The organism is Bradyrhizobium sp. WBOS07, assembly GCF_024585165.1.
Lineage (GTDB): Bacteria > Pseudomonadota > Alphaproteobacteria > Rhizobiales > Xanthobacteraceae > Bradyrhizobium > Bradyrhizobium japonicum_B.
Window position 1 is genome coordinate 5,145,587 of record NZ_CP029008.1, and the last position, 15,609, is coordinate 5,161,195.

The window sequence follows — 15,609 nt, forward strand, 5'->3', positions numbered from 1 at the left end:
GCGGCAAAATCAAAACAGTCGTTGTCCCCGCCTCGTGGGGACAACGACTCGATCGGCATGGCCATGCCGCGTTCGGTCCGACCTACGCCGCCGCCTTCTTCCGTGCGAGTTCGGCCTTGTACAGCTCGAACTCCTCGGCGATCGCCTTTGCGACCGAGGGGCGCTGGCGCAGGCGCTCGTAATAGGCCTTCACGTTCGGCCATTTCGCCAGCTCGATCGGCGGCGTCGCCATGGTCCAGTTGATGATGGTGACGAGATAGGCGTCAGCCACACTGAAATGATCGAGCAGGAAGTCGCGCCCCTTCAGGTAAGTGTCGAGATAGTCGAGCCGCGACAGGTTCTTCTCCAGGGCATAGGCCTTGGCGTCCTGCGGCGCCTTGCGGTCGAGCAGGGTGACGAACAGACCCTTGTGCAGCTCGGTGCCGATGAAGCAGAGCCATTGATGCAGCCGCGTGCGCTCGATGCCGGCGCTTGCGCCGAGGCCGGATTGCGGGAAGCGGTCGGCGACGTATTGCAGGATCGCCGCATTCTCGGTCAGAACCAGACCCTCGTCGGTGCGCAGCGTCGGCACCAGGCCAATCGGATTGACGGTGCGGAAGTCGGAGCCGTCGCTCAGCACGGTCTTGGTCGGCGGGTCGACCTCGAGATAGTTCGCCTCGGCGCCGGCTTCGTACAGCGCGACACGCGTCGCCATCGAGCAGGCGAGCGGCGAGAAATAGAGATCCATCTGTAGCCTCCTTGGGCAATTCTTGAGGTTTCGCTCAACCTGGCCAGATTGATTTTTGTACTGTCTTGCATAATATGTGGCCGGTCAAGGATTATTTTGCGAGATGGTACAAAAATCAGAGCCGCCGATTGCGACCAACAAGCCGAAGCGCCGCGGCCGTCCGCGGGCCTACGAGCCCGATGTCGCGCTCGGCAAGGCGCTGGACCTGTTCCGCAGGCAAGGTTTTGCCGCGACCTCGCTCGACGATTTGAGCGAAGCGACCGGCATGAACCGCCCGAGCCTCTATGGCGCCTTCGGTGACAAGCGGGAGCTCTACATCAAGAGCTATCAGCGCTACCGCGAGGAAGCGCGGGCATCCATGGCCGCGATCTTTCGCGAGGAAATGCCGGTGCGCCAGCGGCTGGAGCGCATCTTCGCCTCGGCGCTGAACATCTATCTGTCCGGCGAGACCGGCCCGCGCGGCTGCTTCACGGTGGTGACGGCGGCATCGGAAGCCGTCGGCGATCCCGAGATCCGCGCCATGGTGCTCGACGGGCTCAGCGAGCTCGACAAGGCCTTTGCGAGCTGCTTCCGCCGCGCCAAGGAGAAGGGCGAGCTGCCGGAAAATGCCGATCCGCTCGTGCTGGCACAGATCGCATCAGCCACCGTCCACAGCATCGCCATCCGTTCCCGCGCCCGCGTCTCGCGCAAGGAGCTGGAGGCCATCGTCAAGGGCGCTATCGATCTGATGCTGGGCGCCAAGGAGTAGGCTGTCGTCCCGGACAAGCGCGCCCAAAGGCGCGCGCAGATCCGGGACCCATACGCCGCAGCAGAAGTTTGGCGAGGACTCGGAGTTACCACTTAGCGCTACAACCGCTTCCTGTGATTATGGGTCCCCGCCTTCGCGGGGACGACAGTGAGTATGCCGCGCCGGCCTTCGTCCAATTACGCCGCGCGGATTTGTGCCAGGAAGCGATCCACCTCGTCCCGCAGCCGCTGCGATTGGTTCGACAGCTCGATCGCCGAACCCAGCACTTCCTCCGCCGCCGTGCCGGTGGCTGCGATGCCGTCGGTGACGCCCGCGATGTTCTGCGAGACCTCGCCGGTGCGGGCGGCCGCCTGCTGGACGTTCTGAGCGATCTCCTGCGTCGCCGTGCCCTGCTGGCCGACGGCAGCGGCAATCGCCGCGGAGATCTCGTCGACCTGCTGTATCGTCGCGCAGATCGACTGGATGCCATCCACCGCGCCCGATGTTTCGCCCTGCACCGCGGTGACCTGAGCGCCGATCTCCTCGGTCGCCTTCGCCGTCTGCGTCGCCAGCGCCTTGACCTCGGAAGCGACCACGGCAAAGCCGCGGCCGGCTTCGCCCGCGCGCGCCGCTTCGATCGTCGCGTTCAGCGCCAGCAGATTGGTCTGGCCGGCGATGCCGTTGATGAAGGAGACGACGTCGCCGATCTTCTGTGCGGCTTCCGCCAGGCTCTGCACGCGTGCATTCGACTGCCGACCGTCGCTGGCGGCCTTGCCGACCACCTCGGTCGCATGGGTGAGGCGGCGGCTGATCTCGGTCATGGATGAGGACAGCTCCTCCGCTGCGGCCGCGACGGTCTGCACGTTCTCCGAGGCCAGCGCCGAGGCCGACGACACCGCGCGCGTCTGCTGCCGGGACTGCTCGACGATGGCCGACATCGAACGCGCCGTATGCTCCATCTCGACCGCAGCCGAGGACACCGTGGTGACGACGTCGCGGATGCTGGCCTCGAAATTGTCGGCAAGCGCGGCGAAGGTCCGCCGCTTCTCCGCTTCGGATTGTTCCTTGGCCTTCAGCTGCTCGGCCTGAAGCTCGTTGAAGCGCAGTGCATTGTCGCGGAACACCGCCACCGCCTTCACCATCGCGCCGACCTCGTCATTGGCCTTGCTGGCCGGAATGGCGACGTCGAGGTGTCCATCGGCCAGCTCGCGCATGACGGACGTGATGGAGATGATCGGACGCGAGATGCCGCGGGCGATGAGATAGCCGACGATCGCGGCCAGCACGAGGCCGAGCGCGGCGATGCCGATGGCGAGCAGCCAGGCGCGGTCGGCCGAAGCTTCGTAATCGGAATTGTCCATCACCAGCTCGACGGCGCCGAGCGGCTTTCCGGAGAAGTCCTTGATCGGCCCAAGCAGCGCCGCGACCGGCGTGTTGTCGAGCTTGGCCTGCCTCACGGTGAAGTCGCCAGCGGCGGCGCGGCCATAATCGGCCGCGTCGAAGAAGCTCTTGCCCTTCAGCGTGCCACCGAACAATTTGAAGCCGGAGCCGTCGGCAAGATGGAAGGCGACGTCGACGCGGCGGTTCGCCTTGAAATCGTCGAGGAAGGATTGGCCGAAGGTCAGGCCGAATTCGACCGTGCCGAGATGCTTGGCCCCTTGCGCGATCGGCACCACGCCGCGGATGCCGAGCCCGGCGACGCCGCCTTCGAGCCCGACTACCACCTTATGCTCCTGATTGGCGAGCAGAACGGTCTTGCGGAAGCCGGAGAGGTCGTCGCCGAATTTGGCTGGCTGATGCACCCGCAGGAACGATGTCGCCGGCGCCACATGAAACTGGAACTGATCGACGCCGTACTCGGATTTGGTGGCGGCAAACACCGGCCCGAACAGGCCGACCAGGGCGTTGCGGTCCTGTTTGGCCATCGCGTCCTGCGTCGCCGGCATCGCGGCCACGACGGCGCTCATGGCGGCGGCGCGGCGGGATTCCTCGGCAATGCGCGACTGAAGGGCATCATAATGGCTGCGCAGCTCGCGCTGATCGGCGCGATCGATGATCCCGGCGATGATCCACATCGCCCCGAGCACGGCAAACAAGGCAGTTGCCGCCGCCGTCACCGCGAGGGCAACCGTGATCCGCATCCTGAGGCCGAGGCGCGTGCGCATGTCCTGCTCGCTGTTTGAGCGTTGGTTAACGACTCATATCAACGTCTCGCTAAGAGAGGGTGAACGGGATACCGGCGGAGCGCGGAGGTTGTGGGGGAGGGAGGTTAGAGCGCCAGTCTGCCTGCCCCACAAACGCTGTCGTCCCCGCGTGCGCGGGGATGACACAGAATTTGCCGCGCCAGCGTTGGCAAAATCCCGAGTGCCTAATATCCCCGCGCCCGGTCCACCACGTTCTCCAGAGCGCCGCCCGCCTCGAACCGCGCGATCTGCTCGGCGACATAGGCCGAGATCGCGTCGGCATCGGTGTCGGCTGCGTTGTGCGGCGTCAGCACCACCTTGGGGTGGGTCCAGAACCGGCTGTCCGCTGCGAGCGGCTCCTGCACGAAGACGTCGAGCGAGGCGGCGCCCAGCGTGCCGTCATCGAGGCAGGCCAGGATGTCGGCTTCGTTCTGCAGGCCGCCGCGGCCGGCATTGATCAGCACGGGCGCGCCGAGCGGGCTGTTGCGGTTGAGCTTTGCGAAGGCGTCGCGGTTGAGGATGCCGTGCGTCTCCGGCGTCAGCGGCAGCAGGCAGACCAGGATGTCGGTCTTGCGCAGGAAGGCATCCATGCCCGCAGTGCCATGGAAGCATTCGACACCGTCGATCGTGCGCGGGCTGCGGCTCCAGCCGGCGACACGGAAGCCGAGCCGCCGCAGCACGTCGGCGGCGTCGGCTCCCAGCGTTCCCAGCCCCATGACGCCGACCGTCACTGCGCTCGCCGGCCACTGATATTTCGGCTCCCAGCGCTTCTCGCGCTGTGATTGCCGGAGATAGAGCTCCTGGCGGTGGTGCATCAGCACATGCAGCACGACATATTCGGTCATGCGGTTGGTGAGATCGGGCACCGCGACGCGGACCAGCGGCACGTCAGGCAGGCTCTTGTCCGCCATCAGCGCGTCAACGCCGGCGCCGAGGTTGAAGATCGCCCGCAGATTGGTGAAGGCGGCCAGATCGCCCGGCACCGGCTTCCATACCGCGGCATAGTGCACCTCGGCCGGATCGAGCCCGGCATCGGGCAGCAGCACCACGCGGCGACCATCGCAGACCGTGTCGAACCGGGCCTTCCAACGCTCCGGCAGCCAGTTCTGCTGCGTGCTGTTGATCAGGACGGCCAGTGTACCCATGGTCATTCGAAGTGCCTCGTCAAGGTTCCGCTGAAGAAGGCCCTCCTTGCCACGATCTGCCGGATTTTTCTTGCAAATTTTTTCCGCAGTGCTGTCGGAGCGGGGCATATTGGCGCGTCTTCAGAACAGACGAGGAAAGTGCCGCCCATGCTCTATGCCATCCTTTGCTATCACGATGAGGACTTCGTCGGCTCCTGGAGCAAGGAGCAGGACGAGGCCGTGATGAAGAAGCTCGCCGTGGTGCAGGAGAAGCTCACGAGCCAAGGTCGGCTTGGGCCCGTGGCGCGGCTGCTGCCGACCACGGCGGCGGCGACCTTGCGCAAGGAGGACCCGCCCTTGGTGCTCGACGGCCCCTATGCCGAGACCAAGGAGCAGCTGCTCGGCTTCTACATCGTCGATTGCAAGAATCTCGACGAGGCCCTCGACGTCGCGCGCGATCTCGGCGCCGCCAATCCCGGCGGTGCCTATGAGGTGCGCCCCGTCGGCGTATTCCGGCCCGGAGGAAACCTGACGTGAGCGAGGCCGACACCGCCTGGATCGAGACTGCGCTGACCTCGGCGCGACCCCAGGCGGTCGGCGCGCTGCTGCGCTATTTCCGCGACCTCGACACGGCCGAGGAGGCCTTCCAGAACGCGTGTCTGCGCGCGCTGAAGACCTGGCCGCAGAATGGTCCGCCGCGCGATCCTGCGGCCTGGCTGATCATGGTCGGCCGCAACGTCGCCATCGACGAGGTGCGACGCACGCGCAGGCAGCAGCCGCTGCCCGAGGACGACCAGGCGATCTCCGATCTCGACGACGCCGAGGGTGCGCTGGCCGAGCGGCTCGACGGCTCGCACTACCGCGACGACATCCTGCGGCTGATGTTCATCTGCTGCCATCCGCAATTGCCGGCGACGCAGCAGATCGCGCTGGCGCTGCGCATCGTCTCGGGCCTGACCGTGAAGCAGATCGCGCGCGCCTTCCTGGTCTCGGAGGCGGCGATGGAGCAGCGCATCACCCGTGCGAAGGCGAAGGTCGCCGAGGCGGGGACGCCGTTCGAGGCGCCCGGCGCGGTCGAGCGCTCAGAGCGCCTCGCCGGCGTCGCGGCGATGATCTATTTGATCTTCAACGAGGGCTATTCGGCGAGCGGCGACACCGCCGAGATCAGAAAGCCGCTCTGCGAGGAGGCGATCCGGCTGGCACGGCTGCTGCTGCGGTTGTTTCCAAGCGAGCCGGAGATCATGGGGCTGACCGCGCTCATCCTGTTGCAGCATGCGCGCAGCGCCGCGCGCTTCGCCGGGGACGGCACGCTGATCCTGCTCGACGATCAGGACCGTTCATTGTGGAACGGGACCATGATCGCGGAGGGCCTTGCCTTGATCGACAAGGCGATGCGCCATCGCCGCAGCGGGCCCTACCAGATCCAGGCCGCGATCGCCGCGCTGCATGCCCGCGCGTCGGCACCGGAGCAGACCGACTGGGCGCAGATCGACCTGCTCTATGGCGCGCTCGAAGTCGTGCAGCCCTCTCCCGTGGTCACCCTCAACCGCGCGGTCGCGGTCTCCAAGGTGCGGGGGCCGCAAGCCGCGCTCGATCTGATCGAGCCGCTGGCTTCGAAGCTTGCCAATTACTTCCATTTCTACGGCGTGCGCGGCGCCTTCCTGATGCAGCTCGGCCGCAACGACGAAGCCCGCATCGCCTTCGACCGCGCCATTGCGCTGGCCAACACGTCGGCGGAAGCCGCCCATATCCGCATGCATCTCGATCGCCTGATCCGGGACAGCCAGCCGAAGCAACCCAACGGCGGCACGAGGCAGGGTGCGAAGGCGACATAGGCGCATCTGCCTCCGGCCATGACGTGGGGTGAGGACTTTGCCAAAAAATCCGTTTCCGAATTGTCGGCCCTTGCCACCCCCGTTCGTCCTAGGCCCGTATCCACGGAGCCCCTCATGCTGAAAGCCATTGCCATCATCGCCATCCTGCTCGTCGCCGGACTTGCGGGCGTCCTCGTCTTCGCGCTGACGAAACCCGACACCCTCCGCGTCGAGCGTAGCCTCGCGGTGAAGGCGCCGGCCGGTGCGATCTATCCGGAGGTCGCCGATTTCCGCCGCTGGACCGGCTGGTCCCCCTATGAGAACCGCGATCCCGCCATGAAGCGCAGTTTCGGTGGACCTGCGGAAGGCAAGGGCGCGACCTATGCCTGGGACGGCAACAACAATGTCGGCGCCGGCCGTATGGAGATCCTCGAGGCGAACGGGCCGTCCAAGCTTCGCATCAAGCTCGATTTCGAACGGCCGTTCGAGGGGCACAATACCGCCGAGTTCACCTTTGTGCCGCAAGGCGATGCCACTCTGGTCACATGGGCGATGTACGGTCCGGCTCCGTTCATATCCAAGATCATGCAGGTCTTCATCAACATGGACAGCATGATCGGCAAGGATTTCGAGGCCGGTCTCGCCAGCCTGAAGCAGCTGACCGAGAAGCACTAAGCCTCACCGCAAATGAAGAGGAGAGAAACCATGCTCAATCCGTATCTGTTCTATCAGGACACTTGCGAAGCGGCGTTCAATCACTACGCGAAGGTTCTCGGCGGCAAGATCGACGCGATGATGCGCTCGTCGGACGCGCCGCCGGACATGCCCGCGGCGCCCGGCCGCGAGAACATGATCATGCATGCACGGATGTCGCTGCCCGACGGCAGCGTGCTGATGGCGTCCGACGTGCCGCCGGAGCATTTCAGCAAGCCGCAAGGCTTTTCGATCTCGTTCACGGTCAAGGATCCCGCCGATGGCGAGCGCAAGTTCAACGCGCTCGCCGAGGGCGGCTCCGTCACCATGCCGTTCAGCAAGACCTTCTGGGCCAAGGGCTTCGGCATGTGCGTCGACAAGTTCGGCATTCCCTGGATGGTGAATTGTCCGGAAGAAATGTGACGCCCGCGACCGCATGCATGATCGGTTGAGCCGCGATCCCCTCTCTCCATCTGTGCGGGAGAGGGGACGCACGGGCCCGTCACGATCGAACCCGTCGTGAACTCGCTCAGCGGGTCGATCCGGTCACGTCGTCGTCCTGCCGCGGCTGAACACAACGGGGGCAGATCACGAGCTTGGTGCCGAGCTTCCTGTCGTTCTCCGCTTCGATCTCGTCGTGAACCGCCCACCACGCCTCGGAGTATGGCCGCAAGGTGTCGAGCACACGTTGCCGCTCCTGATTGGGATCGCTTGCCGCGGGCGCGGGATTTGTGGCGCGCGGTTTCGCGATATGAGGGCGTCTGGCGCTCTTGTTCGGGTCTTGGCCGAGGCCATCCCATGCGATCGGGCGACGCTCCTGCGCCGGCGCGACTGCACATCCCAGCAGCGCTGTGCAGAAAGTGAGCAAGATGAAGCCGTTTCGCATCAATGCCGGACCCAGATTTCGTCGCGCAATGCGCAAGCCCCGCGCAGGAGACTCGCACAGCGTCGGTCAATTGGAACTTAAAGCAAACGAGTTGGCCGGCATGGCCGAGCAATGAACTCACGATTCGCATGACTTTGCGCGAGCAGTGAGGCCGCTTCGTGAAACCAGACGAACCGCATCGCACAACAATTGACGCAATATTGGGCTGTAATCTGCACGTCAGAATCGCTATTGGTGATTCATAAAATCTAAAAAGCTGGGGTGGACGTCACTTGAAGGGGAGCGACCGATGGCGGCGGCGCTACAGATCAATTTTGCCCTGTGGGGAATGCTTATCTGCGTCAGCATGAAGCTGGGGCCGGTGATTCAGACGCTTTATTGACGGCAGCCCAAGCGTGATGGCGTAGAGACCCGGTGCGCACTTTGGGTGTGAGCACAGGGAACCCACCGTATGGCCTCGGGCCGGCCACGCCAAATGCCTTTGATGTGACGCGGTTCACATAAGAACTTATTCATGTCGCCTGGGTGCGGCTGGCGAATTCGTCAGCGGCAGCGCGGATAGATCGCGGCGAGATCACGGCCCTTGAGCAGAAGCAATCGCGAGCTGAGGCCGCCGCGGCGGCTGATCCAGTCGCGGACCGGGCCGGGATAGGCGGCAAGCACCGCGACCGATGCTTCCGGTTCGGCATAAAGGCGCCCGCGCCGGTCGACCGAACGTGCCGCATGGAAGCCGAGCACGGCGCGCTTGGTGACGCAGATGCGCTCTTCCGGCACGACGCTCAGCACCAGTGTGCAGGCAGACAGGCAAGGGCCGTCGATCACCACGCGCTCGCCACTCTCGCGCACCTTCTCGAACAAATCGAGGAACGGCCCCACTTGTCCGCCCGGCGACTGGATGATGCGGATTTCCGCGGCGGCGGGCGTGATGGCAAGGAGTGCCGATGCGAGCATCAGGGCTTTGACGAAAGCGCGTCGCATGGAGCACTCCAACAGCTCGGTTTCGTAGTTCCGTAGGGTGGGCAAAGCGCAGCGTGCCCACCGCAGTGATGTGGTGGGCACGGCGCTCGCGCGCCTTTGCCCACCCTACAAATACAACATCTGTACCTACCCGTTCCGCCTCTGACCGCGCAGCGTCGGCAGGCCGATGCCGGCTGCATCGAAGCCGCCATCAACGGCCAAAATTTGGCCGGTGATGTAGCTCGCACTTGCCGAGCACAGGAAGTAGATCGCTTCCGCAAGCTCCTCCTCCAGGCCGTAGCGGTTGAGCGGAATGGCGTCGTGATAGTCGGCGCGGATCTCCTTGGTATGCACCTGCTTCGCCATCGCCGTGTCGACCGGCCCCGGCGCGACCGCGTTGACGCGGATGTTGAGCGAGGCAAGCTCGACCGCGAGCTGCTTGGTCAGATGCGCGAGCCCGGCCTTGCTGGTGCCGTAGGCCGAGCGCAGCGTCGAGGCGCGCACCGCCGAGATCGAGGTGATGTTGACGATGGCCCCGCCATGGCCCTCGCGCATCAAGGGCACGGCCGCCTTGGTGCAGACGAAGGGGCCGGTGAGGTTGACCTCGAGGACGCGGCGCCAATCGGCCTCGGATGTTTCCATCAGCGGCGCGAACACCGCGATGCCGGCATTGTTGACGAGCGCATCGAGCCGGCCGAACCGGCGCTCGACCTCCGCCATCGCATCGCTCACTGCGGCGGCGTCCGAGACGTCGCAGGTCAGCGCCAGCGTCGCCTCGCTCTGGTTGATCTCAGCGACCGCCCGGCCGAGCAGCTCGCCCTCGATGTCGAGCAGCGCCACACGCCAACCCTCGGCCAGAAACTTCTTCGCGGTCGCGACCCCGATGCCGCGCGCGGCTCCGGTGACGAGGGCGACTTTTTGCAGGGCAGGGGGCATCGGCTGATCGGTCCTTTGTCGAGAATTGCTCGCGCGAGCGCGGGCCCCTTCTTACTTCGCTTTGGTCTCGATGAGGAACCTGGCCGACGAAAATTATTCCCGTCCCGGTGTCGGTTCCGACTGGGACCGTTCGTCTTGCAGGGGAGCGCGGCCCCGTTCGGCGCCTCCGGAAATGACGAAGAAGCGTTAAGGACATTCCATGCGATTCATGATGTTGATGATCCCGCTCGGTTACGAAGCCGCGCCGCCGGACGTCCAGCTCGATCCCGAGCGGGTCGCGGCGATGATGCGCTACAACGAGGCGCTGAAGGACGCAGGCGTGCTGATCACGCTCGACGGCCTGCATCCGCCGTCGATGGGCGCACGGGTTTCGTTTGCGACCGGCGAGCCCATCGTCACCGACGGCCCATTCGCCGAGGCCAAGGAAGTCCTGGGCGGATATTGGATGATCGAGGTTGCCTCGCGGGCCGAGGCGATTGCCTGGGCAAAGCAGTGCCCGGCCTCGCCGAACGAAATCATCGAGATCCGGCAGGTGCAGGAGCTGGCCGACTTTCCGCCCGACGTGCAGGCCGCCGCGGCCGGTTTCGACGACCTGAAGACATAGCGGCGGCGGTCGCGACCAGATCGCGGCTGTCATCAACGTATCAACAAAGGAGAGACCGATGAGCACCGAACACAAATTCCTCGCCGTCTATCTCGGCAGCATGAGCGGCGAAAAGATGAAGGCCTGGCACGCGATGCCCGAGGCCGAACGGAAGGCCAGAGAGCGCGAGGGCATGGCCGCCTGGCATGGCTGGGTCGAGAAGCACAAGGACGTCATCGTCGAGCTGGGCGGCCCGCTCGGCAAGACCCGCAGGATCGACGGAAGCGGCATCACCGAGATCAGCAACGCACTGACCGGCTTCACGGTGGTGCGCGCTGCCTCGCAAGAGGAGGCTGCCAAGCTGTTCGAGAACCATCCGCACTTTGCCATCTTCCCGGGCGAGGCGATCGAGGTCATGCCCGTCTTGCCGATTCCGCAGATGTAGGTTCGAGTGGATCGTCATTCCGGGGCGGTCCGCAGGACCGAACCCGGAATCTCGAGATCCTCAGCTGCGCAAGCGCGCACCGGAGTTCGATGCTGGCGCATCGCCCCCGGAATGACTGCGGAGGATACGGTTATCAAACTCGGCCGCCGCTAGTGACCTTCGCGCCCGCCTCATGTAAAGCTCGTTCACATGAGCTGGCGCAAGGAACAGCGCCGCGCCGAGCGCGGCTATCACCACGGCAATCTGAAGGAGGCCTTGTTGCAGGCCGCTCTCGGGCTGATCGCCGAGAAGGGCGCGGCCGGCTTCACCTTCGCCGATGCCGCGCGCATGGCCGGCGTCAGCGCGGCGGCGCCCTACAGGCATTTCCGCGACCGTGACGAGCTGCTGTCCTCGATTGCCCAGCGCGGCTTCGAGCAATTCGAGGCGCGCCTGACCGCGGCCTGGGACGACGGCCGTCCCGACACGGTCACCGCGTTCGAACGCGTCGGCAAGGCCTATCTTGCCTTTGCCCGCGAGGAGCCCGCCTTCTACAACGCGATGTTCGAGTCCGGTCTGCCGGTCGACGCCAATCCGGCGCTGCAGGCGGCGAGCGAGCGGGCGTTCAACATCATTCGCGCCGCGGCCGAGCGGCTTGCAGCGCTTGCGCCGCCCGGCATGCCGCGGCCGCCGGCGATGATGATGGCGCTGCACATCTGGACCATGGCGCATGGCGTGGCTTCGCTGTTCTCCCGCGGCGACGCGGCGCGGCGAAAACTGCCGATGTCTCCGGACGAGCTGCTCGAGGCCGAGGTGCTGATCTATCTGCGCGGTCTCGGCTTCCCGACCGACCGCCGCCCACCGGCGAAAGGCGCCGAGCCGCCACCGGTGCCACCGGAGGCATCCTCCGGTTCCGGAGTGCCGCCCGGGGGGCCCTGGGGCAAGCCGAAATAGACTGACGCAATAATCACGCGGGCGTGTCTGGCGCCCAGCTTGACAAAATCGGGGGATGGTTTAGCTATGTAAATGTTATTTACATTCACAACGGCGCTGGTGCCGTGATGGAGATGGGAAATGGCCTACACCGCTGACGTCAATCGCTGGCGCGGCCCTTCGGACCAATACCAACGGTACGAGCGTCCCCGCATGCTCGATACGCCCTGGCATCCCGGCTGGATCGCCGTGACCATCCTCGGCTTCATCATCTGGTGGCCGATCGGACTTGCCCTTCTCTTTTTCACACTCGGGAGCAGAAGAATGTCGTGCTGGAGCAACCAGGATCGCTGGCAGAACAAGATGGAGCGGATGCAGTACAAGATGGACCGCATGCGCGGCCGCATGGAGCGCAGCGGCTTCGGCTTTGGCTTCGGCCCGCCGTCCTCCGGCAACCGCGCCTTCGATGAGTACCGCTCTGAAACGCTGCGCCGGCTCGAGGAAGAGCAGGTCGAGTTCAGGAACTTCCTCGACCGTCTGCGTCACGCCAAGGACAAGGAAGAGTTCGACCAGTTCATGGCGCAGCACAAGACCCGTCCGACCCCGCCGCCGACCGACCAGCAGCAGGGCTGACCTTCAAGGCCTGACACCTCTCAAAGCCTTCAGGCGCATGCCCCCAAAGTCCTGATGGCCCTGAGCCGCCCGTCTGCGCAACCCGCAGGCGGGCGGTTTGGCTTTGGGAACGTGGGCACGGGCCCCGATCCGTTTGATCGAAGGCGCATGACCCGGCGCGTTCAGCGCACTGTCACGAGCTGGGCTTGAACCGAAGCCAGGAAGTGCGCGTAGGCGTGATCCACGATCTCGTTGAGCGATCGTGTTCGCGCGAAGATCGCCCTGGCTTCAGTGAGAAACTCATCGCGGGTCGGTATCTTCGGCAGATGCAGGTGTGTCAGTGCGTCCACGCCGTCATGCGCGCGATTGAGGATGTCGTGCAGCGTCGGCAGTTGCAGCTGGGCGAGATCGGCCCGACGCCGCGCCGAGGAGATCGCATGCGCCAGCTTCTGGGCATCGAACCGTTCGGCGAGCTCGATGGCCGCCCGCTTGATGACCCGGGCGCCGAGCGGCTGCTCGTTGCGCAGCACCTGTTCGGGCGGCGCTTTCATGTTCCAGACGATTCCGAGCCAGGACAGCACTTTGAGGACGTAATAGGTGATGTCGATCTCCCACCAGCGGAAGCCCTGACGCACGCTGCTCTGGTAGGCGTGGTGATTGTTGTGCCAACCTTCACCCAGGGTGAACAGCGCCAGCAGCCAGTTGTTGCGGGAATCATCGCCGGTCACGTAGCGCTTGCGTCCATGCACATGGGCGAGCGAATTGATGCAGAAGGTGGCGTGATAGAGCAGCACCGTGCTCCACAGGAAGCCGACCACCAGACCCGACCATCCCGCGACCAGGAAGCAGAGCGCCGCAAGCACGATCGCCGGCAGCAGCTCGAGCCGATGCAGCCACATCAGCTCGGGATAGGCCGCGAGATCGCCGACCTTGACGAGGTCAGTCGCATCGTGCCGGCGGTAGAAGATCCAGCCGAGATGGCTGTACAGGAAGCCGCGATGACGCGGCGAATGCACGTCGCTCTCGGTGTCGGAATGCAGATGATGGTGCCGGTGCTTGGCCGCCCACCACAACACGCTCTTTTGCGCGCTGCTTTGCGCCAGGCACGCCAGCATGAACTGGAACGTCCGGCTGGTCGCGTACGCCCGATGCGAGAAATAGCGATGGTAGCCGGCGCAGACGCCGAACATCCGCGCGATGTACAACGAGACGCAGATTGCGACGGCCTGCCATGTGACGCCCGACCAGATCGCTGCAACGCAGCCGAGATGGACCAGCAGGAACGGCACGGCGGAGGGATACATGATGTCGTCGTGGTGGTCGTCAGCGGGCGCGTTGGGCGACATGTCTTGGCGTGACCTCAGGTATTGGGATGCGGGATTCGTGTCGGCAGCAGTGAGGGCCGCCGGATACGAAAAACCCGCGGATGGCGGACCACCGCGGGGCTTGCACGAGCTGCTTTGCATGGACATTTCGGCCAAGGCAGCATCGGCCGACGATTCGACTGACTATATGGTTGCGAATGCCTGGCATGCAAGCTCGTAGCCTCACGGGGAGCTGCGGCATGCTGCTCAGGTTGCAGCGGCATGGTGCGGAGGGGGCGCGCGGACTATGTTTGAGACCTGAAGGAAGCCCCAGACCGGAGGCGGCGATGACGGCAGCTGTGACCGCGACGAACGATCGCCTGTGGCAGCAGATTCGCGGTGAGGCGCAGCGTGCGGCTGCATCCGATCCGGTCTTCGGCAGGTCGCTCGCCGAGACCGTCCTCGCGCATGACGGTCTTGCGGCGGCTCTGGCCGATCTCATCGGGCGCAGGCTGGGCGGCAATCCCGCAGGGCAGGCGCGCTTCGCTGCCTTTTCCCGCGATGCTTTTCACTTTTCGCCGGAGCTGATCGAAGCGGCCGGCCGCGACTTGCAGGCCATCGTACGCAACGATCCTGCCATCGCCGGCCTGTTGGCGCCGCTGCTGCATTTCAAAGGCTATGTCGCGCTGCAAGCCTGGCGCGTCTCGAACTGGCTCTGGCATCGCGACCAGCGCGATGCGGCGCTGCTGTTTCAGAACGAGGCGTCGAACGTCCTGCAGGTCAGCATTCATCCGGCGGCCAGCATCGGCGCGTCCGTCTATCTCGATCATGCCACTGGCATTGTGATCGGCGCCAACGTCGTGATCGGCGACGAGGTCACCATCCTCCAGAATGTCAGCATCGGCCGCAGCAATGAGCTGCCGCCACGCTCGCCGCGCATCGGCCGTGGCGTGTTCATCGGTGCGGGCGCGACCATTTTGGGCGATGTCCGGATAGGCGATTGCGCCAGGATCGGCGCCGACACGGTCGTGACCTCCGACGTTCCCTTTGGCTGCACCGCGGTTGGAAATCCCGCGCGATTGACCAACTGCCCCGAGCCCGCGCCGGCGGCTTGAGGCGCGAACACATCAAGCGGCGTGGCGGGCGGCCCGACCGGAGCCGAGGCATGGTCGCCGAGGTCTGCCCCGACGACTTGTCGTTGATTCAGGCCCCGCGGCGGCGGCACTCGCCGCCGTGCTGGGGCGTGACCAGCTCCGAGCTGGTCTGGTCCGGCGCATCCAGCACCGCGACGCGATGCCGGTAGACCATCTCCCTCTGGGTCCGGGTTCAGCACCGCAATTCAGAGGCGTTGCGGTGCGTCCGGGAGGCGGACGGGGCTCGTCCGGATGCCAACGGCCTGCGCCGCCTGCCTTTCCCGCCGCCCAATTCACCCCTGGTAACCTCGCATTAACCAACGCCGGGCTCTGGTAAGGGCGGGCAGTCGCGCCCAAAGCCCGAAGCCGAGGCCCGTCAAGGCCCGGGGCCAAAGGCCCATAGTTTTGACATCTTGGCAGGGAATGCAGGGGGCCGGCTTTGGACGAGCCCCTGCACCCCCGAAAGACAAGGCTTTGAGCGGGCTTGCCGGCCGCGCCGGTTGTAGCGCGGTCATTGGGGAACCGGCAGCCATTTGCTGGCCGGCACATCGGGTAACGATCGCCTTGAGAGGATAC

The 15,609-nt window shown here is 65.2% G+C and carries 17 protein-coding genes; 10 read left to right on the top strand and 7 right to left on the bottom strand.

Going from position 1 to position 15,609, the window contains the following annotated elements; genetic code table 11:
- Positions 1 to 82 precede the first annotated feature (82 nt).
- Positions 83 to 727 carry a glutathione binding-like protein gene (locus DCM79_RS24510; RefSeq protein WP_257176723.1) on the bottom strand — a complete coding sequence of 215 codons (645 nt, stop codon included), beginning with the start codon at positions 725 to 727 and terminating at the stop codon, positions 83 to 85.
- Between the two features lie 103 nt (positions 728 to 830).
- On the opposite strand from DCM79_RS24510, the gene DCM79_RS24515 reads away from it, so the two are divergent.
- On the top strand, positions 831 to 1,475 hold the full coding sequence (locus DCM79_RS24515; RefSeq protein WP_257176724.1) for a TetR/AcrR family transcriptional regulator: 645 nt from the start codon (positions 831 to 833) through the stop codon (positions 1,473 to 1,475).
- Positions 1,476 to 1,651: 176 nt separating this feature from the next.
- On the opposite strand, the gene DCM79_RS24520 is transcribed toward DCM79_RS24515, so the two are convergent.
- Positions 1,652 to 3,619, bottom strand: coding sequence for a methyl-accepting chemotaxis protein (locus DCM79_RS24520; RefSeq protein ID WP_257176725.1), 1,968 nt, complete (start codon positions 3,617 to 3,619; stop codon positions 1,652 to 1,654).
- Between the two features lie 203 nt (positions 3,620 to 3,822).
- Complete coding sequence (locus DCM79_RS24525) at positions 3,823 to 4,788, bottom strand: glyoxylate/hydroxypyruvate reductase A (RefSeq protein ID WP_257176726.1); 966 nt, start codon at positions 4,786 to 4,788, stop codon at positions 3,823 to 3,825.
- A gap of 141 nt (positions 4,789 to 4,929) precedes the next feature.
- Here DCM79_RS24525 and DCM79_RS24530 point away from each other — a divergent pair, with 141 nt between their 5' ends.
- The 4 genes from DCM79_RS24530 (at position 4,930) to DCM79_RS24545 (ending at position 7,691) form a co-directional block, all read left to right on the top strand.
- Entirely contained in the window at positions 4,930 to 5,298 is a 369-nt protein-coding gene (locus tag DCM79_RS24530; RefSeq protein WP_028138414.1) for a YciI family protein, read from the top strand.
- On the top strand, positions 5,295 to 6,596 hold the full coding sequence (locus tag DCM79_RS24535; protein ID WP_257176727.1) for an RNA polymerase sigma factor: 1,302 nt from the start codon (positions 5,295 to 5,297) through the stop codon (positions 6,594 to 6,596). Before DCM79_RS24530 ends, DCM79_RS24535 begins: the two co-directional genes overlap by 4 nt.
- Positions 6,597 to 6,710: 114 nt before the next feature.
- Positions 6,711 to 7,250 (top strand): SRPBCC family protein, encoded by a 540-nt coding sequence (locus tag DCM79_RS24540; protein WP_257176728.1) that lies wholly within the window; start codon positions 6,711 to 6,713, stop codon positions 7,248 to 7,250.
- A 30-nt stretch (positions 7,251 to 7,280) separates the two neighbouring features.
- A complete protein-coding gene (locus tag DCM79_RS24545; RefSeq protein ID WP_257176729.1) occupies positions 7,281 to 7,691 on the top strand; it encodes a VOC family protein in 411 nt (136 codons plus the stop codon).
- Between the two features lie 106 nt (positions 7,692 to 7,797).
- Here DCM79_RS24545 and DCM79_RS24550 read toward each other — a convergent pair whose 3' ends face one another.
- From DCM79_RS24550 to DCM79_RS24560, 3 genes are all read right to left on the bottom strand, one after another.
- Positions 7,798 to 8,157, bottom strand: a complete 360-nt coding sequence (locus DCM79_RS24550) for a hypothetical protein (RefSeq protein WP_257180837.1) — start codon at positions 8,155 to 8,157, stop codon at positions 7,798 to 7,800.
- A 540-nt stretch (positions 8,158 to 8,697) separates the two neighbouring features.
- Positions 8,698 to 9,132 carry a hypothetical protein gene (locus tag DCM79_RS24555; protein ID WP_257176730.1) on the bottom strand — a complete coding sequence of 145 codons (435 nt, stop codon included), beginning with the start codon at positions 9,130 to 9,132 and terminating at the stop codon, positions 8,698 to 8,700.
- Positions 9,133 to 9,258: 126 nt separating this feature from the next.
- The gene (locus DCM79_RS24560) at positions 9,259 to 10,047 is read right to left on the bottom strand and encodes an SDR family NAD(P)-dependent oxidoreductase (protein WP_257176731.1); all 789 of its coding nucleotides are present in this window, start codon (positions 10,045 to 10,047) and stop codon (positions 9,259 to 9,261) included.
- Between the two features lie 199 nt (positions 10,048 to 10,246).
- Here DCM79_RS24560 and DCM79_RS24565 point away from each other — a divergent pair, with 199 nt between their 5' ends.
- From DCM79_RS24565 to DCM79_RS24580, 4 genes are all read left to right on the top strand, one after another.
- Positions 10,247 to 10,651 (top strand): YciI family protein, encoded by a 405-nt coding sequence (locus DCM79_RS24565; RefSeq protein ID WP_257176732.1) that lies wholly within the window; start codon positions 10,247 to 10,249, stop codon positions 10,649 to 10,651.
- A gap of 58 nt (positions 10,652 to 10,709) precedes the next feature.
- On the top strand, positions 10,710 to 11,075 hold the full coding sequence (locus tag DCM79_RS24570; RefSeq protein ID WP_257176733.1) for a YciI family protein: 366 nt from the start codon (positions 10,710 to 10,712) through the stop codon (positions 11,073 to 11,075).
- A gap of 189 nt (positions 11,076 to 11,264) precedes the next feature.
- Positions 11,265 to 12,005, top strand: a complete 741-nt coding sequence (locus DCM79_RS24575; protein ID WP_028138405.1) for a TetR/AcrR family transcriptional regulator — start codon at positions 11,265 to 11,267, stop codon at positions 12,003 to 12,005.
- Positions 12,006 to 12,125: 120 nt separating this feature from the next.
- The gene (locus DCM79_RS24580) at positions 12,126 to 12,617 is read left to right on the top strand and encodes a DUF2852 domain-containing protein (protein WP_257176734.1); all 492 of its coding nucleotides are present in this window, start codon (positions 12,126 to 12,128) and stop codon (positions 12,615 to 12,617) included.
- A 161-nt stretch (positions 12,618 to 12,778) separates the two neighbouring features.
- Here the strand turns inward: DCM79_RS24580 and DCM79_RS24585 are convergent, their stop codons facing one another.
- Positions 12,779 to 13,942, bottom strand: coding sequence for an acyl-CoA desaturase (locus DCM79_RS24585; RefSeq protein ID WP_257176735.1), 1,164 nt, complete (start codon positions 13,940 to 13,942; stop codon positions 12,779 to 12,781).
- A gap of 305 nt (positions 13,943 to 14,247) precedes the next feature.
- Here DCM79_RS24585 and DCM79_RS24590 point away from each other — a divergent pair, with 305 nt between their 5' ends.
- Positions 14,248 to 15,015, top strand: coding sequence for a serine acetyltransferase (locus tag DCM79_RS24590; protein ID WP_257176736.1), 768 nt, complete (start codon positions 14,248 to 14,250; stop codon positions 15,013 to 15,015).
- Positions 15,016 to 15,609: the final 594 nt, after the last annotated feature.

Coding starts and splice junctions, on each gene's coding strand:
- DCM79_RS24570 (WP_257176733.1), top strand. CDS start 10,710: ATGAGCACCGAACACAAATTCCTCGCCGTCTATCTCGGCAGCATGAGC.
- DCM79_RS24510 (WP_257176723.1), bottom strand. CDS start 727: ATGGATCTCTATTTCTCGCCGCTCGCCTGCTCGATGGCGACGCGTGTC.
- DCM79_RS24590 (WP_257176736.1), top strand. CDS start 14,248: ATGACGGCAGCTGTGACCGCGACGAACGATCGCCTGTGGCAGCAGATT.
- DCM79_RS24515 (WP_257176724.1), top strand. CDS start 831: ATGGTACAAAAATCAGAGCCGCCGATTGCGACCAACAAGCCGAAGCGC.
- DCM79_RS24520 (WP_257176725.1), bottom strand. CDS start 3,619: ATGCGCACGCGCCTCGGCCTCAGGATGCGGATCACGGTTGCCCTCGCG.
- DCM79_RS24525 (WP_257176726.1), bottom strand. CDS start 4,788: ATGACCATGGGTACACTGGCCGTCCTGATCAACAGCACGCAGCAGAAC.
- DCM79_RS24560 (WP_257176731.1), bottom strand. CDS start 10,047: ATGCCCCCTGCCCTGCAAAAAGTCGCCCTCGTCACCGGAGCCGCGCGC.
- DCM79_RS24540 (WP_257176728.1), top strand. CDS start 6,711: ATGCTGAAAGCCATTGCCATCATCGCCATCCTGCTCGTCGCCGGACTT.
- DCM79_RS24580 (WP_257176734.1), top strand. CDS start 12,126: ATGGCCTACACCGCTGACGTCAATCGCTGGCGCGGCCCTTCGGACCAA.
- DCM79_RS24545 (WP_257176729.1), top strand. CDS start 7,281: ATGCTCAATCCGTATCTGTTCTATCAGGACACTTGCGAAGCGGCGTTC.
- DCM79_RS24565 (WP_257176732.1), top strand. CDS start 10,247: ATGCGATTCATGATGTTGATGATCCCGCTCGGTTACGAAGCCGCGCCG.
- DCM79_RS24530 (WP_028138414.1), top strand. CDS start 4,930: ATGCTCTATGCCATCCTTTGCTATCACGATGAGGACTTCGTCGGCTCC.
- DCM79_RS24585 (WP_257176735.1), bottom strand. CDS start 13,942: ATGTCGCCCAACGCGCCCGCTGACGACCACCACGACGACATCATGTAT.
- DCM79_RS24575 (WP_028138405.1), top strand. CDS start 11,265: ATGAGCTGGCGCAAGGAACAGCGCCGCGCCGAGCGCGGCTATCACCAC.
- DCM79_RS24555 (WP_257176730.1), bottom strand. CDS start 9,132: ATGCGACGCGCTTTCGTCAAAGCCCTGATGCTCGCATCGGCACTCCTT.